Source organism: Funiculus sociatus GB2-C1, from assembly GCF_039962115.1.
GTDB lineage: Bacteria > Cyanobacteriota > Cyanobacteriia > Cyanobacteriales > FACHB-T130 > Funiculus > Funiculus sociatus.
Genome location: NZ_JAMPKJ010000013.1, coordinates 1 through 24,035 on the forward strand (window position 1 = coordinate 1; position 24,035 = coordinate 24,035).

22 protein-coding genes are annotated in these 24,035 nt (G+C 45.7%); 9 read left to right on the forward strand and 13 right to left on the reverse strand.

Features of this window, described 5'->3' with window-relative positions:
* A partial coding sequence (locus tag NDI42_RS08745) for a transposase (RefSeq protein ID WP_190457669.1) occupies positions 1-303 on the forward strand: 303 nt, incomplete at its 5' end.
* A 349-nt stretch (positions 304-652) separates the two neighbouring features.
* On the opposite strand, the gene NDI42_RS08750 is transcribed toward NDI42_RS08745, so the two are convergent.
* Positions 653-1,813 carry an extracellular solute-binding protein gene (locus NDI42_RS08750; RefSeq protein ID WP_199311303.1) on the reverse strand — a complete coding sequence of 387 codons (1,161 nt, stop codon included), beginning with the start codon at positions 1,811-1,813 and terminating at the stop codon, positions 653-655.
* 56 nt (positions 1,814-1,869) lie between these two features.
* Positions 1,870-2,508: a phycobiliprotein lyase gene (locus NDI42_RS08755; protein ID WP_190441249.1), complete on the reverse strand. Its 639-nt coding sequence runs from the start codon at positions 2,506-2,508 to the stop codon at positions 1,870-1,872.
* Positions 2,509-2,989: 481 nt separating this feature from the next.
* On the opposite strand from NDI42_RS08755, the gene NDI42_RS08760 reads away from it, so the two are divergent.
* The gene (locus NDI42_RS08760) at positions 2,990-3,367 is read left to right on the forward strand and encodes a hypothetical protein (RefSeq protein ID WP_190457671.1); all 378 of its coding nucleotides are present in this window, start codon (positions 2,990-2,992) and stop codon (positions 3,365-3,367) included.
* 58 nt (positions 3,368-3,425) lie between these two features.
* On the opposite strand, the gene cobT is transcribed toward NDI42_RS08760, so the two are convergent.
* The 3 genes from cobT to NDI42_RS08775 form a co-directional block, all read right to left on the reverse strand.
* On the reverse strand, positions 3,426-4,700 hold the full coding sequence (gene cobT / locus NDI42_RS08765) for a nicotinate mononucleotide-dependent phosphoribosyltransferase CobT (protein ID WP_242017740.1): 1,275 nt from the start codon (positions 4,698-4,700) through the stop codon (positions 3,426-3,428).
* A gap of 3 nt (positions 4,701-4,703) precedes the next feature.
* A complete protein-coding gene (locus NDI42_RS08770) occupies positions 4,704-5,531 on the reverse strand; it encodes a DUF2232 domain-containing protein (protein WP_242017741.1) in 828 nt (275 codons plus the stop codon).
* 194 nt (positions 5,532-5,725) lie between these two features.
* Positions 5,726-6,433, reverse strand: a complete 708-nt coding sequence (locus NDI42_RS08775) for a Crp/Fnr family transcriptional regulator (protein WP_190426744.1) — start codon at positions 6,431-6,433, stop codon at positions 5,726-5,728.
* A 539-nt stretch (positions 6,434-6,972) separates the two neighbouring features.
* Here NDI42_RS08775 and NDI42_RS08780 point away from each other — a divergent pair.
* The 3 genes from NDI42_RS08780 to pgsA all read left to right on the forward strand — a co-directional run bounded on the left by NDI42_RS08780 (position 6,973) and on the right by pgsA (position 13,765).
* Positions 6,973-12,174 (forward strand): hypothetical protein, encoded by a 5,202-nt coding sequence (locus NDI42_RS08780; protein ID WP_190457674.1) that lies wholly within the window; start codon positions 6,973-6,975, stop codon positions 12,172-12,174.
* Between the two features lie 320 nt (positions 12,175-12,494).
* Positions 12,495-13,145: a sugar transferase gene (locus NDI42_RS08785; RefSeq protein ID WP_190426816.1), complete on the forward strand. Its 651-nt coding sequence runs from the start codon at positions 12,495-12,497 to the stop codon at positions 13,143-13,145.
* 98 nt (positions 13,146-13,243) lie between these two features.
* Positions 13,244-13,765, forward strand: a complete 522-nt coding sequence (gene pgsA, locus NDI42_RS08790) for a CDP-diacylglycerol--glycerol-3-phosphate 3-phosphatidyltransferase (RefSeq protein WP_190457675.1) — start codon at positions 13,244-13,246, stop codon at positions 13,763-13,765.
* A gap of 41 nt (positions 13,766-13,806) precedes the next feature.
* On the opposite strand, the gene NDI42_RS08795 is transcribed toward pgsA, so the two are convergent.
* Genes NDI42_RS08795 through surE form a run of 4 tightly spaced genes read right to left on the reverse strand, consistent with a single transcriptional unit; the run spans position 13,807 to position 15,905 of the window.
* On the reverse strand, positions 13,807-14,742 hold the full coding sequence (locus NDI42_RS08795; RefSeq protein ID WP_190457677.1) for an NAD-dependent epimerase/dehydratase family protein: 936 nt from the start codon (positions 14,740-14,742) through the stop codon (positions 13,807-13,809).
* Positions 14,730-15,011 (reverse strand): hypothetical protein, encoded by a 282-nt coding sequence (locus NDI42_RS08800; RefSeq protein ID WP_190457679.1) that lies wholly within the window; start codon positions 15,009-15,011, stop codon positions 14,730-14,732. The genes NDI42_RS08795 and NDI42_RS08800 overlap by 13 nt, the downstream gene beginning before the upstream one ends.
* Positions 15,008-15,193, reverse strand: coding sequence for a hypothetical protein (locus NDI42_RS08805; RefSeq protein WP_190436680.1), 186 nt, complete (start codon positions 15,191-15,193; stop codon positions 15,008-15,010). Before NDI42_RS08805 ends, NDI42_RS08800 begins: the two co-directional genes overlap by 4 nt.
* A gap of 34 nt (positions 15,194-15,227) precedes the next feature.
* Positions 15,228-15,905 (reverse strand): 5'/3'-nucleotidase SurE, encoded by a 678-nt coding sequence (gene surE / locus NDI42_RS08810; protein ID WP_190426733.1) that lies wholly within the window; start codon positions 15,903-15,905, stop codon positions 15,228-15,230.
* A gap of 146 nt (positions 15,906-16,051) precedes the next feature.
* Between surE and NDI42_RS08815 the strand changes: the two genes are divergently transcribed.
* The gene (locus NDI42_RS08815) at positions 16,052-16,966 is read left to right on the forward strand and encodes a branched-chain amino acid transaminase (RefSeq protein WP_190457681.1); all 915 of its coding nucleotides are present in this window, start codon (positions 16,052-16,054) and stop codon (positions 16,964-16,966) included.
* Between the two features lie 41 nt (positions 16,967-17,007).
* Here NDI42_RS08815 and NDI42_RS08820 read toward each other — a convergent pair whose 3' ends face one another.
* Entirely contained in the window at positions 17,008-17,412 is a 405-nt protein-coding gene (locus NDI42_RS08820; protein ID WP_190426728.1) for an NIL domain-containing protein, read from the reverse strand.
* Between the two features lie 71 nt (positions 17,413-17,483).
* Here NDI42_RS08820 and NDI42_RS08825 point away from each other — a divergent pair, with 71 nt between their 5' ends.
* Both NDI42_RS08825 and NDI42_RS08830 read left to right on the forward strand, forming a co-directional pair.
* Complete coding sequence (locus NDI42_RS08825) at positions 17,484-18,083, forward strand: thioredoxin family protein (RefSeq protein WP_190457683.1); 600 nt, start codon at positions 17,484-17,486, stop codon at positions 18,081-18,083.
* Between the two features lie 87 nt (positions 18,084-18,170).
* Complete coding sequence (locus NDI42_RS08830) at positions 18,171-19,199, forward strand: S-layer homology domain-containing protein (RefSeq protein WP_190457685.1); 1,029 nt, start codon at positions 18,171-18,173, stop codon at positions 19,197-19,199.
* 81 nt (positions 19,200-19,280) lie between these two features.
* Here the strand turns inward: NDI42_RS08830 and NDI42_RS08835 are convergent, their stop codons facing one another.
* From NDI42_RS08835 to NDI42_RS08845, 3 genes are all read right to left on the reverse strand, one after another.
* Positions 19,281-19,724 carry a hypothetical protein gene (locus NDI42_RS08835; protein ID WP_190457687.1) on the reverse strand — a complete coding sequence of 148 codons (444 nt, stop codon included), beginning with the start codon at positions 19,722-19,724 and terminating at the stop codon, positions 19,281-19,283.
* A 190-nt stretch (positions 19,725-19,914) separates the two neighbouring features.
* Positions 19,915-20,988 (reverse strand): peptidoglycan-binding domain-containing protein, encoded by a 1,074-nt coding sequence (locus NDI42_RS08840; RefSeq protein WP_190457689.1) that lies wholly within the window; start codon positions 20,986-20,988, stop codon positions 19,915-19,917.
* 148 nt (positions 20,989-21,136) lie between these two features.
* Positions 21,137-22,063 carry an N-acetylmuramoyl-L-alanine amidase gene (locus tag NDI42_RS08845; RefSeq protein ID WP_190457691.1) on the reverse strand — a complete coding sequence of 309 codons (927 nt, stop codon included), beginning with the start codon at positions 22,061-22,063 and terminating at the stop codon, positions 21,137-21,139.
* 312 nt (positions 22,064-22,375) lie between these two features.
* Here NDI42_RS08845 and NDI42_RS08850 point away from each other — a divergent pair, with 312 nt between their 5' ends.
* On the forward strand, positions 22,376-24,007 hold the full coding sequence (locus tag NDI42_RS08850; protein WP_190457693.1) for a hypothetical protein: 1,632 nt from the start codon (positions 22,376-22,378) through the stop codon (positions 24,005-24,007).
* Positions 24,008-24,035 lie beyond the last annotated feature (28 nt).

A 24,035-nucleotide genomic window follows, 5' to 3' on the forward strand; every position in this document is an offset into this window, starting at 1 on the left:
CAGGAATTAATCCCTAAACTTTGGAAGGATGCTTGTGTTGTTATGGATAATGCCAAAATCCATCAAGGAGAGATGGTAAGAGAATTTATAGAAAAAGCCGGAGCAAAACTCCTATACTTATCTCCTTACTCTCCTGAGTTTTCCCCAATTGAGAATTTTTGGTCAAAAGTCAAATCTATCTTGAGAAAGACAGCAGCAAGAACATATAAAGATTTAATTGATGCCATTGCCAACGCCATGCTTGAGGTGACTCAGGAAAATATCCGTAACTGGTTTACTCATTGTTGTTACTGTACCTCATGAGTGCGAGAATTGCTATAATACGAGATAAGCTTTAAAAACCGATTTTAATTAAGGATTATGCTAATTGTAAAAATAAGCACTTGTCCAGACAAATAAATAACCACCGCGAAGCGTTAAAATGATTTTTTTTAGTTGATATATTTACCCTTCCACTACATATTTACTACTACCTTAAAAATAATCCTCGTTCTTAGTCAGAAACTGGGAACGAAGTTATTAGAGGCGCTACCCCCTTCAATGGCTTAAAAAGTTAAAAATAATTGTAGGTTGGGCGAGGTTCCCAACCTACGCTAACCAGAAATGAAAAATTCTCGTTCCCAGCCAGAGAGGGGGAACAAGAATTTTTCATTTAGCGGATTTCTTGCCACAGAGAAAGGTACTTAAGGGCTGTAGATTGAGAGAGGGGATAGAGAAATTCGCTTTTCTCAAGAACCTGAGTATCTGGCAGTAACACTGAATTTGTCTGTAAAGATTTTGGTAACTCAGATCGATTCATGCCTGTGATAATTGGTGAGGCGGCGCGAGTGAATAAAGAAATTTCCAGGGCTTGTTTTTGCTGCCAACAAAAATCAATCCATTGGTTTTGGAGAGAGGCGATATTTGCCGTATCTTCAGGCTTGGCAGCAGCAGGTCGCACCCACACATCTGCCCAGAGAGCGGTTCCTGACTGAGGAACTACGGCGGCGATGTTGCGATCGCTTTTTAAAACTGACAGCACATCAGTTGACCAACCCACCGCTAGCCAAGTGTCTCCTATAAGTAGGGGTTCCAGATAGGTATCGGAACTGTAAAGCTTAATCTGCCCTTTTAACTTAGCAAGAGCGTCTTTTAAGTCGGGAACTTTATCCAGGTTTTCCGTATTATAAGAATGGCCTAGCCGTTTTAAAGTTAGACCAATAACTTCTCGCGCCTGATCCAAAACAGAAATGCGATCGCGCAGTTCTTCTCGCCACAAATCCTGCCAATCTCTAGGCTCCCATCCCAAGGCCTTGAATTTATCGCGGCGATACACAATAACAGTGCTTCCCCAACGGTAAGGAGCGCCCCAAATCTTTCCCGAAGCGTCCAACTGTCCTTGTGCATTGCGTTTTACTAATTCTTGCCAAGGACGCGGTAACTGCTTCCATCCTGCTGTCTGTGTTGGCTCAATTGGTTGAATTAGCTTTTGTTCTATTGCTTGTGCTAACCAGTAATCTCCTAACGTCACTAAGTCAGCAATCACTGGTGTCTTTGTAATAAAGGGTATCCGCATCCAACCCTTTCCCGTCTCGTTTGGTTTGTGCCAAGTTTCCAGACGGGTAAATAACTCTTTTAATTGTGTTTCTGGCGTAAAATCCAGAGTAGCTGATTGCTTTAGGCTCTGGCGAAATTCATTTAATAGCTGAGCGGGAATGGAATTTTTCAGCAGTTTGACTCTTAAAGCTGGGTTTTGGGAACTCCCACAACTTGCAAGCAGCTGACTCATTGCCAGGGTTCCAGCACCCAGCAGAAAAGACCGTCGATTTATCATAAACTGTCGTGAAAACAGGGGCTAGAAAGGCAAAATGCCTTTTTAATTTTTTCTTTTTAATTTTTTTGTCGGCGCTCTACCCCAAAGCCTACCAATTCAATAACCGTTGGTGGTTCGCCGTTTTGAGGGCGTTCGTAGGTAATAATCGTGCGTAAGCGGATATCATCCTCTACAATCCGCATTTGATCCACTGCTACGGAACGGCGATAGTAAGTTATCATTTCCAGGGTTTGGCGAGTAGGCTGATAGGTAAAGCGCCCCACAATCGCTCCTGGTTCTGAGTATCCCTCATCCCGCAGATAAAAACCCTCAATGACTTCTTCCCCGACGGGAACATCAGCGGCGATGGGTAGAGAAGGCTTTTTGGCTGGCGATTCTTCTGACACCACGTAAGCATCTGGCACAAATAGCGCCTTCAAACTCATCGCTACTTGTTCGCCCTTTTCCGAGATGGTATCAAACGCGATCGCAAACCCTGGACAGACATGATCATCTTCTTTCACCTGATCGGTGTCTACCTTAATTCCATTTAACGAGTAAAACTCGAAAGTTGGCTGCTTTTGTTCCAGCGTCAGGGGTTCTACCCGAAATTCTGTATAAGAGCGTTCCACCTGACCGCTTAAGACAGAATGATACGTTCTTTCGGTTGTCCATACTCCCGTGCAAGCGGTAAAAAACTCTCTTATGCTGAGCATTTTTTCTTCTAAATGGCTAAATTTACGTCAATAAAAAGGATTTTGCTTATTTGATTAAATTAACATAACTTTGTGTTCTTGTGTACAGACGATATTTATAACCTTCAATATTTTTGTGCCGCCGCCGGAACATCATACATAGCCCGCATTTTCATATTTACTGAGTATATTTTCTTACCATGCTTTTAGCTGAGAAATTTTTTAATGTTGAAGACAAAAATCAACCAAGATAGCCGTAAAAGAGCGGAATTTACCATAAAGCTTCCAAATCGCGAGTTTCCCAGTCATAATTTATTAATCGGGCAATCAAGAAATCGCTCAGCCATGTCTATCTAGATGCTGGATACAGCGTCTTACAGACGCTTAAGTCTTGGTAAAAAAATTCATCTTACCCAATAGTTAAATAATTGATAAGTAAAACCCTATTTGAACTGTTATTTCATAACATGAAGATCGGAGAAGTTACACACCTGGAAATTGCATGGATTCACTTCAAAAGCAAATTGTCGTTTTAAGTCATAAAGTTGATGTCGTGTACGAAATGCTCGAACAGATGAATCAGAAAGTCTCTGACTCTCTGTCGCAAACCAAGCAAGCGCCTGTCCAAGTTGGTACACCCCCGCCGATAGGAGCCAATAATAGCCGCTACTCGTATCAAAGCTACAGCAGTATGACTTCAGTGATGGAGCATAAAGATGTATTGGTTGATACCAATGGTTTAGACGGCAACTTCCAGAGTAGTGAAAAGGAATTGTCGCCGGAAATTCAAATACAACGCCTAACCGCACAACTTACAGCCGCTTATAATCGCATCGCCGCCTTGGAAGAACAGTTACTTTCTAAAAGAATCCACTCTTAACAGCAACAGTCAGAAGGATAAAGGTTAAATTTATACTTCATACTGAATACTCAATACTTCAACAACGTTCTATCAACGTTTCAATAGCATAGAGTAATTGCTTTTGGTGCCAGCCTTGGGTTAGTGTAGCTGCGATCGCGCATCCCCCTGCACCCATACCTTCTTTGACATATCCTTGCTCATAAGCCCTCAGTTGAGGGTAACGAGAAGCCGCAAAACTTAGCCCAGTAGCCATTAGGGAAACTGGGTTGATAGTTTTTGCTAATCCAACAGTGTCGCCCGTAGAGTCTTCTGCCACCCAGCGGGTTGTTCCTACCACTACTTGTTCTGGTTGCCAGGACAGGTTACATTGACGTGATATTGCCTGCATCAAGGCATACACAGCCAGCATCTGCGTCCCACCAGCAAGCAAAACACCGCAGCTACGACTAGCAGCGATCGCCATCCCCGCCGCCACAACTTGCATCGGATCTCCAATTGCCGCCACCAGCTGCAAAGGGTCAATTGCTTCGCCGGGACTGGGGACTGGGGAAGAGAAGACAGCAACTTTTTTGTCTTCCCATTCCCCAATCCTCGCCGCTTGTAGCCCAGCTTGTACCACAGCCCACTTTTGGGAATGATTGCAACTGGGGTGGCTGCTGTTGACTTTACCAACAGCAGCGAAACCCAAGCCAGTTAAAACAGCCAAAGCCGTTGTGGTTCCCCCCACCACGCACTCGCCCAGAATTAAATACCCATTGGGAATATTTGCCGCCAGCTTTTCTCCCCACCTCAGCCCCTGCTGGAGCAGATGTTTTACTATTGTTAGTTCCAGGGCATTTCCTTGAGTGAGACACCGGGCTGGAAAGCCCCCTAAATCAATTGTTGGGACACTCGGTGGCTGGGGCAAACCTGCATTAAATAAATAAACTGGAATATTCAGACCCTCGATTGCAGCGCGAGAGATTAGCACTGGTGAAGCTCCCGCTTGCAGGGGAGGTAGAGGATATTGAGGCTGTTGGCGAGGGCCGTGATACAAAAATTCGGCATCTGCGATCGCAGTGTATCGCCGATCTTCTGGCGTTGCACCAGCCGCAGAAATGCCGGGGATCAAGGCGGTGTCAGTAAATCCTAAAATACAAGCAAACACCGCTGGCTGTCCTCGATATCGCTGGAGCCAGCGGTGTCCCTGTTCGTGTTGAGTGTAGACGTTAATGGGGATTGGGGATTGGGGATTGAGGATTGGGGATTGGGGATTGAGGATTGGGGATTGAGGATTGGGAAATCTCCCTTGTCTCTCTTCCCCAGTACCTTGTCCCCAGTCCCCAGTCCCTTGTCTTTCTTCTCCCATCATCCTTTATTCCTCGTAATCTAATAAAACTTGTACCCAGTTTGGCGGACGGGGGATTGGGTTGCCTAAGCGATCCAGTAGCACCAAAGCCACCAGATGCACCACGAATAGATAAATGATATTGCTCAGGATGACCATGCCGAATGCGATCGCTTGAACCACATAAAGACTCGGTTGGGCGAGCAACCCTAGCTTGACAAATATCCACTCTGCCAATTCCGTCACCTGGCTTGTTGTGTAAACCCAGAGGTCTTCGCCCAGTAAAATTGACAGCAGCCAAAACCGAAAAAAGAATCCAAACGTGCCAATAATCCCACCTATACCAATCGAGAACAGCCAGTTACTCCCGCGCCTCCACATAGCCCCCAGCTGGACACCCATCAAAGCATAGGGGATAACAAACAGAATGCTGCGGGTAGGCCCCATCAGCACCGACAACAGCAACCCAGTAACCAACGCCGCCATCCAAGCAGCGCGGTATCCCCAGCGCAAGTATGCCAAAGCAATTGGCACCGGGAAAAACATCCGCAACAGCGGCCCTAGGGGAAAGTAATAATTAATCAGCCAAATCAAGCTAGAGGTACTAGCTAAAAAGGCAGTTTCCACCAATATCAACGGAGACTTCGCACTCACCTTAACTTCAGAAAAATTGTCTGGTGGGGCGCTGGTTGTCCCTGTTGTTTCGCTTCTATCCGCATCCCCAGACATTTGTGGATTAAAGCTTTCAGGGCCAGTTGTACTTTGTCTTGCTGCGTTCGCCAGTCCGGTCGGCTGATTTTCCGTTTCCAGATCGCTGGGGCGATCGCCTTCACCGTCTTTAAAAGGATCGCTCATGCAAATTTTAAAACAGGCAGATTTTAATTTAACCTTTATCTAACTTTGAGGCGGATCGTTCCCTGGCACCATTGATGATTTTGCCGAAAAGCCAGATTTCTTATTGATAAATAGGGGATTGGGAACAAAGTTATGAGTTATAAGTTATTTATTTCCAACTTTTCGCCTCCTCACTCCCCATGCCTAAGTTTGCCTTACACGATTAATCGTTCCAAGGCTCCCATATCGGGAATACACAGGATATCGTGATCGCGCATAATCAGCCCTTTTTTCTCCAACTTTGTCAGTACCCGCGTCACTGTTTCCCGGGCCAGTCCGCTGAGACTACTCAACTCGCGATGAGGCAAATTCGGGATATTAATTCCTTTTTGGGCAGTTTTCCCCTGCCCTTCCGCGAGAAATAACAACGTATCGGCTACACGCGACATACTGTCCGATTCTCGCAACCGGAGACGACGGTTAACTTGACGCAGGCGTTTTGCCATCAGCTGAGCCAACCGCACGCCTGCTAGGGGTTCATTATTAATTAACTGAACGAAATCAGCAGCGGGCATACTGCCAATCGTCGTGGGAGTTAATGTGATCACATCCGTAGAACGAGGCACCTCATCGAGTGCTGCCATTTCGCCAAAGAGTTCTCCTTTCCCAAGAATGTTGAGAGTAACTTCTTTGCCATCAAGGTTGTAGGTACGAATTTTCGCCCAACCCTCCAAAATAAAATATACTGAGCCGCCCCAGTCGTTTTCCAGTAAAATCACCTGATTTGCTGGATGAGTACGAGTAACGACATGAGAAGTCGCCTTCTGCACAACAGTTTCTGGTAAGCCAGTAAACAAAGGAGCGGAGACAATCAACGAATTGAGATTAGAATTTGGGTCGCGGGAGTTGTATCTGTCTTCCATCGGGCCATCGCAAAAGTAAACGCTTTTAAACGGATAATTAGTGGCCCACTTTCATCGGGGCTAGCTGGTAGCGTTTTAACGCAGAGCAATAAGTAAGAGCTGGACTTTTCAGCAATACTGCCAGAATAGTACAGCAGGTGGCGTTGCCCCACTCGAAGACAATTTTGCTGGACAAGAGGCACGAAGGTGCCAATTCATTCCCAAGCAAGAGGCACCTATTTAGAAATGACTCTACCGTTATTATCCTCTCTACGGTAAACTCACTACCAGTTGCCGATCGTTCAAAAGCAAAACTCACATTCTACTCCAAACGCTTTATTTTATGGCGATCGCGTACTTGTTACGCGGTTGGCGGCACTTGAGGGCGATCGCTCCTGAATATATCTACATTTATAATTACCCGTTTTGAAATACTTCACCCGGTAGATGTAGAACTCTGTGAAATTTAGTTGTTGTCGCTCACGCAGTCTAACATTATAGCCAGTAGCAGTATAGTAGCTTTTGATAACTGGGCAATCGTTCTAGGCGGGGGTTCCCTTGTGACTCACGAAACAGATTCAATTTCAACAATCATCGCTGACATTGACAGCATCCTCCAAAAGGCCAGCTCCCGTCGTCCTTGGCTCAGATCGGTCGATGTCCAAGAGCAGCGGCGGCTTTTGGAGCAAGTTCGTAATTATTTAGCCGCACAACAGCAATCCAATGCTGTCGTTGAAGAGCAGCACCTCCAGCGATCGCAGGAAACGGGGCGGCAAATTGTGCAAGCGGTTGAGAAAGAGATGCACTCGTTGCGCTCTGGCTTAATTGGGCCTTTACAGGCGGAAATGGAGCGGCTGCGCCAGCAACGGGAGTCGCTAATTTCAGAAATTCGGCAGATGGAGAGTTCCCGGCTGCACTATCGAACTCTTACGCAGCAACAGGCATCCCAGCAGCAAATGATTTCCGAATTTTTGCAGGCGCTTTCTGGTCGCTTGCAGGAAACTCTGACGCAACAGATGGCTCAAAGCCTGACGAATCTAGAAGCCCAATTTATGAATTTGGCGTATACATCCCAACAAACGCCACCATCCGCCTCTGGCCCCGCTTACGACCGCAGCCAGATAAACAATCCAGCACCGCTACACCCACGCGAGCGCCTGGAACAGCTGCAAATGCTACAGGCACGATCCGATCAACTGTTGATCACGCTGGATTCTACTATTTGTTCCGTCTTCGAGACGCTACAGCGCAATATTCACAGCTATCAAGAGTCTTTGTTCCAAGGACTGGAGAAGATTCACAATTTGGGGCAGCAGAGTGAGGTCAGGTTTACCGAGTTGGTAAATCAGCTTAGCGAGCAGTTACAGCAAGAAGCCTCTACCATAATGCAATCCTCCTCTAGGCGGATTTCTGAATTGCAGTCACCGCCAGACGCGACGACAAGGCCGCAAAACCCAGGCAATCTGGAACCCAGGCAATCTGGAACCCAGCCACCTTGGAGAGAGGCAAATATTGCTCCGTTCTCGCCTTCGCAAAATTACAGAAGCTTCTCGCCTAATGCTGACAACCCTCCCACGCAACTACCGTATCCGGGTATTGAATTGCCAGCTAGATCGGTGGAACTGGTAGAGGAGCCAAGTCCGGAGGCGAATCCGACTATTAGCACTTGGGTTGTACAGGGACAGGAGCGATCGCCATCCGCAGCAGCCAACAGTGATGAAGGACTGATGGGGATGGATATATCCGCTCTAAATCTAGATAGTCTGGATGACGATGATATGACGACCCTCCTACAGCTGAGTGCTGTAAGTCCCGTGCCTCCTGAAACAAGGGAAGACGAAATAGACGATTTTTTTAATAGTTTGTTTGGTGCGGAACCGCTGAGTGAGACTGGGGTGGAAAAGTCACAACATACGGCCCAGGAAGAAGGAGAGAGGGGGAGACTGAGAGCAACAGAAAAATCTCCCGAATCTATTACAGAACCAACAATACAGTCTTTAGAAGATGCTTTGTTTGCCGGACTGATAGATGCGTCTAATGAGCCGACATTTGTACAGCCAGATCAGACAAGACCTTGGGACAATGCTTTGTTTCCGGAAGATTGGGAAGCAACCGTTTTTCAGATAGACACAGAAGCGATCGCACCCATCGCGGCAGATGAGCAAGAGCAACCCTCGAAAATTGCCAGCCGTTTGGGTGAAGAAATCTTTGCCGCCGAAACAAATTTAGCCGCCGATAGCGATGTTGAACCAGGGGATCTGGTCATCTCGTCGCTGGCTGATTTATTTCCGGAGGCGCTGACAGATGAATCCCTGACTTCTGCTATAGAAACTACCCTTCAAGAAACAACTCAAATTCAGGAAATAGAGCCAACCATACCTCAGCAAGCAATAGAGACAGAGACACCTAGCCTGTCTCCACTAGAAGATACCTACATTCCAGCTTCGCCAGACGAGGATCTGCTGGCAATAGATGCTTCTGCTAGCCAAACAGAAGAATTTTGGCTGGATCAAGAAACTTTGCAACTCCTGAGTGAAGACCTTTTTAGCTTCGAGACACCTACTAGCCGCCGAGAGCAACAAACAGAAATTCTGGAGACAGCTCAGCAGATCGGTGAGAATCTGTATAGATTAGAGGCACCTGATAGCGATTTCCTCCAACAAGAGGAGATTTTTGGAACCGAGTTAACCGGGGAATTGATGGCGCAGGAGCCTTTTACTCAAGAGGAACTGGCACTAAACGAAATCCAAAGGAGTGAAAATCAAGAAATTCAGTTATTTGAAGAAACTGTGGCAGACACAGCACTGGATGAAGTGTTGATGGAGGATTGGGACGATCTGAACTTGGATAGTTTTCCAGAAGATGTGTCTGCTGGTGTGCCAAATGAGCAGGCGCAGTCTCAAAGTGAAGCGTTACACCAAGAAGATTCCCCCAAACAGCCGGAGAAAACAGAACCATCTGTGTCTGAATGGGATGCGTCATTATACACTTGGGAACCGCTCTATCCACCTCCAGACACGGTGATTGGTTTGCTTCCTCCAGCTAAGGAATTAACAGTGGAGGAAGAACAGACAGCAGTACCAGAAAATGCGATCGCTGCTTGGGAGTTGTCAGAAACACCTGAATCAAATTCCAGCCAGCAAACATTCAATGAGTGGGATGAAGCGGTGGAATTATCTTTAGAAGAATTGAGTCGGGATCTGGAAACAGAAAACGCGATCGCTTCTGATGATGAATACTTAGCTTCTTGGGAGTTGTCAGAAACACCTGAATCAAATTCCAGCCAGCAAACATTCAATGGGTGGGATGAAGCTGTGGAATTATCTTTAGAAGAATTAAGTCGGGTGGAAACAGAAAACGTAATTCCTTCTGATTCTGATGATGAATACTTAGCCTCCTGGGATTGGGAAGAAACGCCAGAAAGCGATGGGGGAGAAACAACACAATCAGATGATATGGATTGGGAGTTGGAATTGTTACGCTTGGAGGAACTGATCGCACCCGATCAAGCGATCGCATCCCAAGAAGAATCCTTTGACGAAGCCTTTAACGAAGCTTTTGATAATGAGGCAACTCTAACGTCCGACGATTTGAATCTAGATATACCCCCATCGTCAGATTCTGAAAAAAAAAAACAAATAGTGACTCCGAATGAGGAAGCCGTAAGTAGGGAGGATGAAACAGATTTTTCGGTGGAAGCGATATTTGAATCTCAGATTTTTACCGATTTCATTCATCCTTCGTCCTTCAACCCGGTTCCTTTGATATCACCGCTTGCTGAACCAGCATTTCTGAAGAACCTCACTTTGCCAGATAGTGTGCCTCCGCCTCCCGTGGGGACAGACGCAGAGGGGTTCGGGGTAAAGGGTTTTAATGATGGAGAATTAACCGGATTTGATCTTAAAAGTCCTTCATCCTTAATCCTTCATCCTTTAAAAAAAGCCGCCTCGGAGGATGTCAGCAACTATACCTGGTATTTAGGAATTGACTTTGGGACAACTGGTGTTTCCGCAGTTTTGTTAAATTGCTCCACCGGCGAAAGATATCCTATTTATTGGATGAAATCCCAACAGCCAGAGTCAAACGAAACCAGCTTTCGTTTACCATCTGTAACCTACATAGGGCCAGAGGGGAATATTCCGGGATCATCAGTAGCAGCGATCGCTGTTGCTCCAACATCGGTTGCCAATAGTAAAGAAGGGATATTCATCCAAAACTTTAAGCCATACTTGAAAGTTGGAATTCCTTACTATTCTGTCTCCGGCAAAAACTGGGAGCCAATGTTGCAGTGGTCGCTTGACCAGCCAATTTCTTTGTGCTGGATTGGGCGCTCGTTGAAAGCTTTATTAGCTACTCTGACACCCCTACAAGGCGAGGAAAGCCCTCTATCTTCCTCAGAACAAGCTCCTTCATATTTAGTAGGTGCTGCTGGTCTAAAGCCATCTACGCTGAATGCAGCGATGAGCCGCTTAAGCGGTGCGATTGTGGGTTGCCCTGCCCAGTGGGGGGATACCTACCGCTTTAATATTCGGGAAGCCTTGCTGGAGGCGAAGCTGGTGGGGCATCCAGAGCAAATTTTCTTTCTTGAGGATGCGATCGCTACTGTGTTGGCAGGAATTGAAGGTGCGACACTCCCAGAAGTACCCTGGCGAGGCCCCACTTTAGCAATCAATGCTGGTGCCACCACAACAGAACTCGCTTTGGTAAATTTACCGGAAAATCTGGAAGATTTAGCTCATTCCGACTTTGCTTGTCAAAGTTTTGCCTATGCGGGTAATGCGATTGACCAAGACATTATCTGTCAATTGCTTTTGCAGGATGAAGGCAGCAAAATAAAAGATAAATTAGAATCTTCATTTATTCTTCATTCTTCATCCCTCATCTTTCCTAAGGCGGGTGAACCAGATTTGGCGACACGCGATCGCTTATCATCGCTGTTGCAAAGTTCCCCTCTAGGACAAAAACTCCTAGAAGCCGCTAGTTATCTAAAACGGATTCTTCAACACCAAGATAGCTATACCCTGGAACTGGGCGAACATTCCTGCGTGGTGACGCGCCAAGACATAGAAAACCGGGTGTTCAAACCGTTTATTGAACAACTCAATCAGAAGCTAAATTCCCTGCTAATTCAGACAGGAATACGCGAATCAGGGATTAAGCAAATCATCTGTACTGGCGGAACTGCTGCCATCGGTGAAATCGCCCAATGGCTGCGTCAAAAATTACCAAAAGCAATCTTGATTCGGGACACAGATACAACATTTCGCGTCTGGTCAGGGGAACAAGCAACCCGAAGCTGTAGTCCGGTTGCCTACGGTTTGGCTACTTTACCGTTATATCCCCAACTGTTGGAACAACAAACGCAGCAGTACAGCGACTATTTTCTGCTTTTGGAACTTTTACGCGCACTGCCCTCCCAACCGCTTCCGGTTGAGGAAATTTTGCAGATACTAGAGTATCGCGGTATTAATACACGGGTTTGCTTTTCTCGCGTGATGGCACTTTTGGACGGTCAGATGCCTGCTGGTCTGGTGCCGTCACAAACCGCTTCGGGTTTACTGACTCCCGCCTCGGCACAAAATCCTGATTATCAGGCGATCGCTTCCGCACCTCTTTTCGAGAAAGAGGCGACGCAGCTTTATCGCATGAATGGGCAGCAAAGCGAGGCTTGGCGGCGTTACTTAAGTAGCGTTCTGGCTGGTACTCAGCAAAAACTGGACGACCCACTAGCCGTCAATTTGTTAGAACTGGCAATAATTTAGGGATTGGGGGCTGGGGACTAGGGACTAGGGACTGGGCAAGATTCTTACCAAATTCCAATTCCCAATTCCCAATCCCCAATTCCCAATCCCTACTTGCAACCCTAATATCATATCAATGCAGTTTTGTCAACCGCGTAAACACTAAATATATAAAAGCCGAATATCCTTAAAGATTCGGTGAAATAAGTGCTTTGGAGATTCCAAGTGGGAGGGGTGTTGCTTATATTGACATATAGAAAGCCCAAATTATAGAAACCAACTACAGAACTGTGATTACTACTTATCGCTTCCGAGAATCCAAAAAAGTTGCTTCGCCAGAAATGGATGAACTCTACTTAGTTGATTGTGAAAAACAAGCCGAACATCATCCATCGGTTACTAGCAAAGCGAAGCGCCTAATTGATATTTTAGGAGGCATGGTAGGTTTAGGGATTACGGCAGCGATCGCAATTCCAGTAGCGATCGCTATGCAACTCGATAACCCCGGCCCAGTATTTTACAGCCAGATTCGTTGCGGTCTGCACGGTCGCCAATTCCGCATCTGGAAATTTCGTTCTATGGTTGTTGGCGCAGAAAAGCTTCAGCATCTGGTGAAGAACCAGGCAAAAGGGCATATCTTTAAAAATGAAAATGACCCTCGCATTACCCGCGTGGGAAGATTTATGCGCCGAACTAGCTTAGACGAATTTCCTCAGTTTTGGAATGTTCTGATGGGGGATATGAGTCTGGTGGGAACCCGTCCACCTACAGTCAATGAAGTTAAGAACTACGACGGTCATCACTGGGAACGGTTAAATGTTAAGCCGGGAATTACTGGCGAATGGCAAGCTAACGGTCGTTCTACTGTAGAAGACTTTGAAGAAATTGTTCGTATGGACATCGACTACCAACGCAAGTGGTCTGTTATCTACGACATCAGCCTAATTTTCAAGACTGTAATGGCAGTTTTGGATAAGAAAGGCGCTTGCTAAAATTTTTTAGTTATGAATTGTAGAGACGCGATTAATCGCGTCTCTTGTTTTATGATGACGGTAGTAATTAATGGCTACCTCATAACTCATAACTATTGATGAATCTGCCTAACTGGATCACTTTATCTCGTTTGTTATCTCTACCATTTCTGCTCTATTTGCTGCAAAACCCAACAACTGAAACTCGCTGGATCAGTCTGGCAATTTTTCTGGTTGCGGCGGCTACAGATTGGCTGGATGGCTACTTAGCTCGTAAACTAAATCAAATTACAGATTTGGGTAAGTTTCTTGACCCTTTAGTTGATAAATTATTGGTGTTGGCTCCTTTACTGGCGCTGATTGGGTTAAATCAAGTTCCAGCATGGGGTGTATTTTTGATTTTGGGACGAGAGATCGCGATCGCAGGTTGGCGCGTTAACCAAACTACCATCACTGGTGCCAATATTTGGGGGAAGCTGAAAACAGTGAGTCAGATACTAGCGATCGCACTCCTCATCGCACCCCTACCTGACTCATGGCAAATTTACTCTTTGGTTGCCTTCTGGGTTTCTGTTGTCCTTACCTTGATTTCTGGCGCAATTTATGTGTTACCTCAAAAAAGCGCTCAACCGATAGGGTAGGGTTCTCGTTCCCAGGCCACAGCCCAGGAACGAGAATTAAATCAGGCTGCTTTTAAAATCTCATCATCAACTGAGAAATCTACCTCAGCCTTGTCGCGACCAGAGGCGAGATAATCATTTAAGAACGAGTCTTTCAGCCCAGAAATCAAGTCATATTCTGGATGCCAGCCTAGTTCAGTTTTGGCTTTATCAACTGAAGCGAAGAAATGCTGAGTTCTCATAGGAAAAGCCTTGCGCTTCCCAAAATCAAACTTTTTCGCGTCGTAATGGACAATTTGCAAATCTTGGTCTGACTTCCCAGCAGCAATAGCACAAGCACGCGCTAACCCATCAAAGGTGACATAGCGATCGCCTGACACATTATAAATCTGCCCGACTGCCTGAGATTTCCCTAAAATTGCTGCCATCGCCGCCGCTAAGTCTTTCACATGACCAAACTGGGTGATATGCAAGCCATTTCCGGGAATTGGAATCGGGCGATTCCGCACAATCCGATCGAAAAACCAAGCTTCCAAATCGTTGTAGTTCTGAGGCCCGTAAATATAAGTAGGACGAATAGATGTAACAGGTAATCCCTGTTGGGTGAGGTAAGCTTCTGTTTCAAACTTGCCCTTGTGACGACTTTTTGGATCGACAGCATCGCCTTCTACATGAGGCATTTGGTCTGACTTCAGATAAACACCAGCAGAACTCATGTAGACAAAATGCTGCACCCGGTCTTTAAATATTTCTGCTAAAGGTTGGGTGTCGCTTAATTCCCGCCCGTTGTTATCAAAGATAGCGTCAAAATTTTCTGAAGATAACTTTTCTTTTAGTTGCGAGGCATCAGTGCGATCGCCATGAATTTGTTTTAGACCTTCAACTGGTGCAGACTTGTTGCCGCGATTAAAAAGTACGACTTCATGCCCTTGCTCCACCAGCATTTTTGTTAGATAAACCCCAATGAACCGGGTTCCACCCATCATTAAAATTCGCATTCTGCACCATCCTCATTTTTTGCCAATTTGTCTGAAATTTTCCACGAACGTCCTTCACAGTGAACTTCATCGCCAATGATTTGAACGCCACGTCGTGCAATCGCAAATATTTCTTTTCTCTCTGAATCTGTTAAGTAGTCATCACCTTTACGGCCCATTGGACGCTTTCGAGGATCTCCCCCAGCATCTAGATAGCGTTGCCGAGATCGGGCAAAAAGTTCTTTTAATCTTTCGGACTCTTGTTTCTGGACTTCAGTCAGTTCTTTCATAGTTCCGATCTCCATCTCATAGGAACAATATCGCCATTTTGCAGGAGTCGGGCATAAGGTAATACAGAGCTTGGTGTTTCAATTACCCAAATTCCTGTTTCTTCATCATACACCGCATTGCTAAGTAGTTCTAAGGTGTCCAGAGCGTTAAGAATTAGATACTGTAATTCTGATGGTTCCACAAGTTGTTATTCTAAATTTTTGCCAAAACTCATCTTACAGTCTGAGTTGAGTGACAGCAATTTTGCCGGAAAAACAAACATCAACATCACTTCCGGGAGTGCGATCGCGTTTTTGATATTCTCCTACATAGTAAAAATCATCACCTTCAATTCGGTAATTTACTGGCAACGGTCGCTTACAGGGTTCGCAAAACACCACTTCTGGATCGGGATCTCCTGGTTCCAAATGTGGTAAATTGACGTTCCAAAAGCTTCCCGGTTCAATGGTACGAGTCAGTAAGTCTGCTAAAACTCCAGCTGTCCAACGCGCCGCCACATCCCAATCAACATTCCGCTTCCCTTTGCGATAATGAGAAACGGCAATTCCCGGAACTCGGTGCATCGCCGCTTCGCGCACAGCTGCCACGGTGCCTGAGATGTAAGAGTCAACTCCCAAGTTGCCTCCAGCATTGATGCCTGAAAGTACGAATTTGACATTTGGACATAAATGTGACAAGGCAATGCGAACGCAATCAGCGGGAGTGCCTGCGATCGCATATTCAACATTAGAGCGTCGCTTGAGATGAATCGCTCTAGTCGTCGTCACCTGATGACCGCAACCCGATAGATGGTCACAGGGAGCAACAATTACGCCATTGCCATTCATCGCCTTGTACAGCGCTCGGATACCAGGAGCGTCTATTCCGTCGTCGTTGGTGATAATGAACGTCATAGATTTTTGGAGAGTAGTGTTGTAGTGTTCTGCTAAGCCATACTAAAATCAGAACTATAAAAATAATTCAAGCGCTATCAAAGTAATTTATAGTTAAATTTTGTAAGATTATTCTATAGTGATAACACTCACCAGATACTTTTAGTATGCTTAATTCTTTACCCTTTGCTTACTTCCAAAACAAATTTGTGCCTTTTGCTGAGGCAAATATTTCCATCGCTACCCATGCTTTGCATTATGGAACTGGAGCCTTTGGAGGATTGCGCGGCATCCCCGATCCCCAAAATCCTCAACAAATTTTGCTGTTTAGATTAGACCGTCATTGTCAAAGATTGAGTCAGAGTGCTAAGTTTCTTCGCTACGATTTGCCAGCGGATAAAATCGAAAATACTATAGTCGATTTTGTCCGAGTTAATAAGCCAACTACGTCTTTTTATATTCGACCTTTTATCTACACCTCAGATATAGGTATTGCTCCCAGACTTCATAACATTGAAAAACAGTTTTTCGTTTATGGATTAGAGTTAGGAGATTATATGTCTCCTGAAGGAGTAAGCTGTCGCATTAGTTCTTGGTATCGACAAGAAGATCGCAGCTTTCCCCTGAAAGGTAAAATTACAGGAGCTTATATTACTTCTTCTCTGGCCAAAACTGAAGCTGTAGAATCCGGTTTTGACGAAGGGATTTTAATGAACTCTCAAGGCAAAGTCTGTGAAGCTTCGGGGATGAATATTTTTATTGTGAGAAATGGGCAACTAATTACCCCTGGAGTTGAACAAGATATTTTAGAAGGCATCACTAGAGATAGCATTCTCACAATCGCTCAAGATATGGGAATTAAAACTATAGAAAGACCCGTTGATAAATCTGAGCTTTTGATTGCTGACGAAGTGTTTTTAAGTGGAACGGCTGCTAAGATAACCCCAGTAAAAAGAATTGAAAACTACGAGTTATCAACAACTAGACCAATAACTGAAAAGCTTAGGGAGAAACTAACAGCAATTACAGAAAACCGAGACGATAATTACCGAGAATGGGTATACACAATTCCCCTTGAATAAACAATAACTATTCAAATTGGGGAGGGTGTGAATAATCGATATTAAAGATTGGTGGAAATTGCCTGAACGGGACAAGTAGGAATACACTGTTCGCAGACAATGCAGCGCGATCGCATAAACGTTAGCCGGAACGTCTGCGGATCTAAAGTAAGGGCTTCCGTAGGGCAAACACCAGTACAAAGTCCGCAGTCAACGCAGACATCTTCATCAATAACAATCTCCCGACTGGCAAAGGAAACGCTGATATCTTGCGATCGCATCCAATCAATCGCCGCATCCAGCGCATCAATATCGCCCAAAAGTTCCACTACCAGCTTACCAATTTGATTCGGTGCCACCTGAGCGCGAATAATATTCGCCGCCACATTAAAATCTTTAGCCAGTCGATAAGTCACTGGCATTTGTATTGCGCGTTTCGGAAAAGTCAGCGTTACTCGTTTTTTCACAGCAAAGGTAGCTTTGGAGAGAGTTGGTAAACTAAAGGAAGCTTATATACAAATCGTAAACAAAATCTTCAATGGCTGTGAATTCACCTGAAACAACTGTAACTCCCCAAACCCAGTCGCCAGCAGACGGCGGGAAACGCATCAGAAATTTCTTGATTGCAATGGTAGCAATTATCCTCACCGTTGCCCTATTTTTCGGACTGCGAACCGAGACAAGTTCAGTTTCCCTCGACGCACAGGCGCAAACATCCACACCGTTAGAAGTGGCTTTGAGTAATGGTAAGCCGACGCTAATGGAATTTTATGCCAACTGGTGTACTAGCTGTCAGGCGATGGCCAAGGATTTGGGTGAACTCAAACAAGAGTACGCGGACTGTGTGAACTTTGTGATGCTGAACGTGGATAATAACAAGTGGTTGCCAGAGATGCTGCGCTACCGAGTCGATGGCATTCCACATTTCGTGTATTTTGGGAAAAATGGGGAAGCGATCGCTCAAACCCTCGGTGAAATGCCTCGTCCCATCATGCAGGCAAATATTGAAGCCCTAGTTGCTGCCTTACCCCTACCTTATACCCAATCCGGGCAAGTATCCGCCTTTGAAGCGCCCGTCACGCCAGCAAAAGCCACCCCTGACGATCCTCGCAGCCACGGTAGTCAAGTCAAAAATTAAAAATGCAAAATGTTTAATTTTCCTCTAGGAGGATGACTAGGCTTACCGGTTTGGGTTATAAGCTATTTGCTGCATGAAGGATGGCAAATGACGAATCCACCGCCCCCCGATCCAAGATCCTCTCAACTAGGCTTTGATGAGTTGATAGGCATTGTTGTAGCCTTTGCCGCCATTGGCGCGATTTTATTTTGGGTGATAGGTAGAAAAGATGAAGGGTTGAATCTGACAGGCTTGCCGATTCCTAGCGCCACCGCGAGTCCCACGCCAGCAGCTCCACTAGCGCCCGTATTGCCACAGGAGTCGCCCCTTCCCCAAGCCATAGATCCCGCAACGCCAGAAGCCTCGGAAAGCCTCACCCCAGCCGTACCGATACCAGTAGACCCAACCGCGGCTTCGAGAACCATACCCTTAGCTCCCGCCCCAGTGGTTGTAGCTCCCGCCCCAGCGGTCGTAGCTCCTTCTCCAACTGCATCTGCGACTCCCTCCCCAACACCCACAGCTTCACCCCCAGCGAGGGCGCTCAACTTCACCGATATTCCTGCTAATTACTGGGCGCGTCCTTACATACAGGCAATGGCTCAGCGTAACATCGTCGCCGGTTTTACCGATCGCACTTTTCGCCCGGATAGACCGATAACTAGAGCCGAATTTGCTGCCATTTTGCAGAAGGCTTTTAACAAACAATCAGCTCAAAACGCACCTAATTTTAAAGATGTTCCAGCTGGGCTCTGGGCAAACGCAGCGATTAAGCAAGCTGCTACAACGGGTTTTTTAAAAGGGTATCCAAATAATATCTTTCTCCCCAATCAAGAAATTCCCAAAGCGCAAGTCTTCGTTGCCCTTGCCAGTGGCTTAGGGCTGGCACCACCGGCTAATGTTGCCCAAGTTTTACAGACTTATCAGGATGCTCCGCAGATTCCTAATTACGCCAAGCCAGGGGTCGCAGCAGCTACGGCATCGGGTCTTGTGGTAAATTACCCAAAAACCAACTTGCTAAAACCAACTCAGGCGGCTACGAGAGCTGAGGTTGCGGCTGCGATTTATCAAGCCTTAGCGCAAGCTGGAAGAGTGGAAAAGATTCCTTCTCAGTATCAAGTTCAAGTTCAGCCAAAATAATAATGGCTAATTGTTAAAGGAAACATTTCTCGTTTCCAGCCGGAGACTGGGAACGAGGAAAAATGCTGGGAGTTATAGGGTTTAGTTTTTGAAGTTGCGATCGCCTTCATACCCGGATATATCCGCAAGTTTCTGCAAAGCCAGCACACCTGTGTATTGCTTTCCCTGAATTTCCCAGGTGGGATAGCCTTCGATTTGAGCTTTTTTGCAGAGGTCTGGGCGTGGATTTTTACCGCCAGCATCGCACTCAATATAGTTTATTTGCTTCACTGCTTCTTCACCAAACATTTGCTTTTGATCCGTGCAGTGAGGACACCAGTAAGCACCGTAAAATTTCGCTCCAATTTTTTTGAGATGTTTGGCTAAACCCACCTCTGCTGAAATGGGAGGCGCGGCGGGTTGGCTTGGCGTAGTTTGTGATGCTACAGGTGGCTCCAGTAAGTCACACCCAGCCACTAGCGCCAGCAGCGCTATCGTTGTACTGCGGATTATGATTGAGCGAAGGTTGATTCTTTGAGGTTGCATGGCACGAGAGCGTAGGATGCGATATATTACGTCTTTGCTTTTAGTTATGAATAATTGTAGCCAACCCCAACAGCAGACAAAGCATTTTTAGTAAATGCGATCGCTAGAAGTAAAAAGGCGAAAATTAAGAATTTTGGCCTTTTTACTCCCCCTTTTGTAACCCGATTAGGGGGAGCGCATGAGAGCCTTTTTAGCGACCGTTATATGACCAATGTGGAGGATCGTTCAATAGCTTATACACACCATAAGAAGCACCAACATTGTGCAAAATAGTATTGCTGGCACCGTTAGTGGGAGCGCTGATATTAAAGATGGTTCCATCTCGTCTTTTAATTTTTAGGATACCATCCCAGGTAATATTCCAATCAATCGCTAACTTTTCAGTATGAAGAGATTTGAGAGCAACAGGATTACCACCAATCCCATAAGCATCTACCATCAATTCTGCTGCTTTCACCGACACCGCATTTGTGTAATGTACCCATTGAATATCAACTCCCGGAAAGCGCGGTACATCCTCTGCCCTAATACTTCCTCGTGAAATTCTAGCAGCATAGTGCATCAAATAAGCTCGTTGTGGAGGTCGATAAGTGGCGGCGATAATTGTTTGAGCGCCTGCGTCAATCATGGCTTTTTGAAATGCCAGTACCCTTTCGCGGAATGGAGAAGCTAAATCAGAAATAGACTTGCTTGTTGGAAAAAAGTCATACCAATGTTGTCCACTCAAACGAAATCTAATTCTTTTAGCATAGTTGTTGAGAATATCCATTGCTTCAGTAAAGTCTGCTCCCAGTTTCTGCTTAGTAGTTGCAGAAAGCAGCTCCTCTAATTCGCTACGCAAGCGCACATCTCTTTGTAGGTAAGCTTGAGCTAAGCCCTGCGTACTTCTGGCACCAAAGTCTCCGTCTAATCCCAAATCTGGAACCAAGATAGTATTCAAAGACTTTTGTAAATCTTTTACCTCTGCATCTCCAAAGCGCAGGTAAGCTAACAACAATGCCGTCGTAAGATTCGGAACTTTATAAATAAAGCCGTCGCTCAAAGCTTTGGTATAAGTTGTATTATCTACAACTCCAGTGACGGGCAAATTATTTCTTTGTTGATAGCTGCGGGTAGCGGTATCACTTATTTTGCCAAAGTCTCCATCAACAGTCCCAATCGGATATTGAGCTTCTTTCAAATAGCTCTGCCAAGCACTAACAGCTGAACCATTAGAGCCAATTTTGAGCGTAGGCAGTTTTAGAACACTGATATTGAAAGCCATAAATTTTACCTGAGTTGAACAGTAGTAGGATGGGTAATACCTTAACTCCCAATTTATGGGCGGTTGGCGGGACAAAACGTTAGTCGCTTTTTTCTAAGCTACCCCTTGAAAGAAGGGAGGTATTACCCCAGTAAAGTTGTACGCCGCTTTAACCTATTAATTTAACCCAGCCTTGAGGCCCCACAATGCCATCAGCAGTTAAGCCATTTTGTTTTTGAAATCTCTCAACTGCTGCCTCTGTACCAGGGCCAAAAACGCCATCTGTTTCTGCACCTATGCGGTATTGCAGGTATTTTACAGCTGTACCGCCAGCATGGTTTGCTCTTAGTATTGGCTTGGCAAGAATCTGATTAAGTGCAATCCACGTGGTAGGGCCAGCAATTCCATTTTCGGTGATGTCTACAATTGACTGAAACTTTTGGGTAGCTGCTCTAGTTTCATTGTCTATTGTTCCATCTTCTACCAACTTTTTGCCACTGCTATCTGTTATTTTTAACCTATTTAAGGTTTGCTGTAGTTTGATTATCTCGTTATCTTTAGCTGGGTTTGGAGCGGGAGGCGTTGGAGATTGTCCAGTTAATCCGGTAACAATAGCATTCGCCAAAGCTTCTGGATTGTACCGATTCATATCTTCTTGGTTGTCGCAGAAACAACACTCAAGCAGAATGGCGGGCATATTTGTATTTTTGATTACATACAAGTGTGAACCATCTTTAACGCCTCTGTTGAAATATCCCAATTTAACTATATTGTCTAGTATGGGCTGGGCAATCTTTCTGCCTGTATCGCTGGCTGCAAATACTTCCGTTCCCTTAGCTACACGGTTAAAAGCATTAAAGTGAATAGATACAAATAGGTTCACTCTATTAGCATTGGCTATATTGCATCTTTGCAATAAGGAATTGCCTACACTACTCGCGCTTTTAGGCTTGCATTCTACAACTTGATGTCCCTGAGATTTTAACTTAGATATAACTCTAGTTCCCACCTCTATTGTCATCACATCTTCAACTCTAATTCCTCTGGCTCCCGTGTCGGGAGAACAATTATGCCCAATATCAATTCCGTATTCCATTGCAGTTAGCTCCTTTTAGAGATGACAAGTTTTCTGTTGAACTAAGTTTGCGAAAGTTTGGGGCAACTTTTATAGTAAAACCTTTACCTTATTTTCTGTTCATTACTTTAACATAAAAGTCATATTTTGTTACAAAGAAAAGATTCAATTCGTAAAAATAGGTAGGACGAGAGATACGAGCGGTTAATAGGAAACCGCTGTTGGTTCATCAGGAAAAAAACGAATTTAAACTAATATTAAGTTCCGGATTTTATCTCATCGGTTGTGGATCATCCGGTAAGTGATGTTCGCTTTTTTTAATAAGGAGACTTTATGGCAGATGGAAAATCTCGGATGCGCGATCGCACGCCAGACGATGTAATTATTCAGTCAGAGGCGCGAAAACCCATTACAGATCCCAGCCTGGGCATTTCCGTTGAAGTGAATAGACAAGGCACTCCCAAGCATCGGCTGGTCACGATTGGGGACTCTCTCTCTCACGGCTTTCAAAGTGGGGCAATCTTTAATACTAGCCTCTCCTATCCGATGATGATTGCCAAGGAAATGGGCTGGTCTCACCAGATGCGTTATCCCACCTACGACGGGCCAGGAGACGGGTTTCCGCTGAACCTAGAAAATCTGGCTCGACAACTCGATCGGGAGTTTGGTGATATCAACTGGTTGGATTTCGCCCCAGCGCTGTTGTTTATACGCCACTACATGGACGATATAGAGGATTATTGGGAACGTGACGCAGGCTCCCGCTTCCCAATTCAACGTGGGATTAATCACAACCTGGCAGTCTATGGCTGGGATTTGCGGAATACCCTGTCGCGCACTGCGGACATTTGCCTAGACATCATTCGGAAAAATCCGCCCAAAGACGATTATCTCCGGCAGGTTGTTGAGTACCATAACGAACGCGCTGCCATCCGAGTTTTGAATTCGGCACGAGATGCACAAGGCAACGCGCTGACGCCACTGCAAGCGGCGGCAGCACTGGGCGCTGAGGGGACGCAAGAAAGTGGTGGAGACGGCATTGAAACGCTGCTTGTTATCATCGGTGGCAATAATGCGCTGGGTAGTATTCTGACATTCAAAGCGGCTTGGAGCAAAGAAGGCTATGACGATATGGCGGTAAACGATCGCTATACTGTCTGGCGTCCAATTCACTTTAAGGCTGAACTGGACAAGTTGGTTGAGGAAGTTAAGCAAATCCGCGCTCGCCATGTAATCTTGGCAACGGTTCCTCACGTCACCATTGTTCCTTTTGCCCGTGGTATCAATAAAAATGATGAGGGGAATAAAGCGAAACCGGGATCTCGATACTTCCCTTACTACTCCTTGCCTTGGCTTACCGAAGAAGAATTCGATCCCAATAAGCACCCGTACCTGACAGGGGAGGAGGCACGAGCAATTGATAGTGCCATCGACCAGTACAACGACTATATAACCGATGCGGTGCATCAGGCTCGACAGGAAGGCAGAGATTGGTATGTCTTTGAAATGGCTGGCTTGTTGGATCGCTTGGCATCCAGGCGCTATATTCAAGACCCGGAAGCCAGACCGACTTGGTGGGATGAAGTGGGTGGTCAGTACGAGTTGCCACCTGAGCTTCAGGCACTTTCACCCGTACCGGACTCCCGCTTTTTTAAATCTGATGCCACGGGTCGCACCCAAGGCGGCTTATTCTCTCTGGATGGCATTCATCCCACCACTATTGGCTACGGGATCATGGCGCAGGAGTTGATCGAGATTATGCACAAGAAGGCGGGTGTTAAGTTTTATGAAAGCGATGGGAAAATAGAGCGGACTGGTGACATCAAAGTTGATTTTAATCGCTTGATTGCCCTGGATACGCTAATTTCTAACCCGCCGCGATCGCTCTCTAATGCTCAGAGTTTAATCGGTTTGATTGACAAGAACTTTAATATCTTCAGCGGGATGCTCAGGGCTAGTTACTAAAACCAATCCGAGGGTCGGGGTGGGCTTG

Bases quoted from the DNA above. Each gene is read 5' to 3' on its own strand.
- NDI42_RS08755 (WP_190441249.1), bottom strand. From the start codon at position 2,508: ATGCTCAGCATAAGAGAGTTTTTTACCGCTTGCACGGGAGTATGGACA.
- NDI42_RS08775 (WP_190426744.1), bottom strand. From the start codon at position 6,433: ATGGAAGACAGATACAACTCCCGCGACCCAAATTCTAATCTCAATTCG.
- NDI42_RS08840 (WP_190457689.1), bottom strand. From the start codon at position 20,988: ATGGCTTTCAATATCAGTGTTCTAAAACTGCCTACGCTCAAAATTGGC.
- NDI42_RS08850 (WP_190457693.1), top strand. From the start codon at position 22,376: ATGGCAGATGGAAAATCTCGGATGCGCGATCGCACGCCAGACGATGTA.
- pgsA (WP_190457675.1), top strand. From the start codon at position 13,244: ATGAATCTGCCTAACTGGATCACTTTATCTCGTTTGTTATCTCTACCA.
- NDI42_RS08750 (WP_199311303.1), bottom strand. From the start codon at position 1,813: ATGATAAATCGACGGTCTTTTCTGCTGGGTGCTGGAACCCTGGCAATG.
- surE (WP_190426733.1), bottom strand. From the start codon at position 15,905: ATGACGTTCATTATCACCAACGACGACGGAATAGACGCTCCTGGTATC.
- NDI42_RS08830 (WP_190457685.1), top strand. From the start codon at position 18,171: ATGACGAATCCACCGCCCCCCGATCCAAGATCCTCTCAACTAGGCTTT.
- NDI42_RS08845 (WP_190457691.1), bottom strand. From the start codon at position 22,063: ATGGAATACGGAATTGATATTGGGCATAATTGTTCTCCCGACACGGGA.
- NDI42_RS08760 (WP_190457671.1), top strand. From the start codon at position 2,990: ATGGATTCACTTCAAAAGCAAATTGTCGTTTTAAGTCATAAAGTTGAT.
- NDI42_RS08800 (WP_190457679.1), bottom strand. From the start codon at position 15,011: ATGAAAGAACTGACTGAAGTCCAGAAACAAGAGTCCGAAAGATTAAAA.
- NDI42_RS08825 (WP_190457683.1), top strand. From the start codon at position 17,484: ATGGCTGTGAATTCACCTGAAACAACTGTAACTCCCCAAACCCAGTCG.
- NDI42_RS08795 (WP_190457677.1), bottom strand. From the start codon at position 14,742: ATGCGAATTTTAATGATGGGTGGAACCCGGTTCATTGGGGTTTATCTA.
- NDI42_RS08835 (WP_190457687.1), bottom strand. From the start codon at position 19,724: ATGCAACCTCAAAGAATCAACCTTCGCTCAATCATAATCCGCAGTACA.
- NDI42_RS08815 (WP_190457681.1), top strand. From the start codon at position 16,052: ATGCTTAATTCTTTACCCTTTGCTTACTTCCAAAACAAATTTGTGCCT.
- NDI42_RS08785 (WP_190426816.1), top strand. From the start codon at position 12,495: ATGGATGAACTCTACTTAGTTGATTGTGAAAAACAAGCCGAACATCAT.
- cobT (WP_242017740.1), bottom strand. From the start codon at position 4,700: ATGATGGGAGAAGAAAGACAAGGGACTGGGGACTGGGGACAAGGTACT.
- NDI42_RS08770 (WP_242017741.1), bottom strand. From the start codon at position 5,531: ATGAGCGATCCTTTTAAAGACGGTGAAGGCGATCGCCCCAGCGATCTG.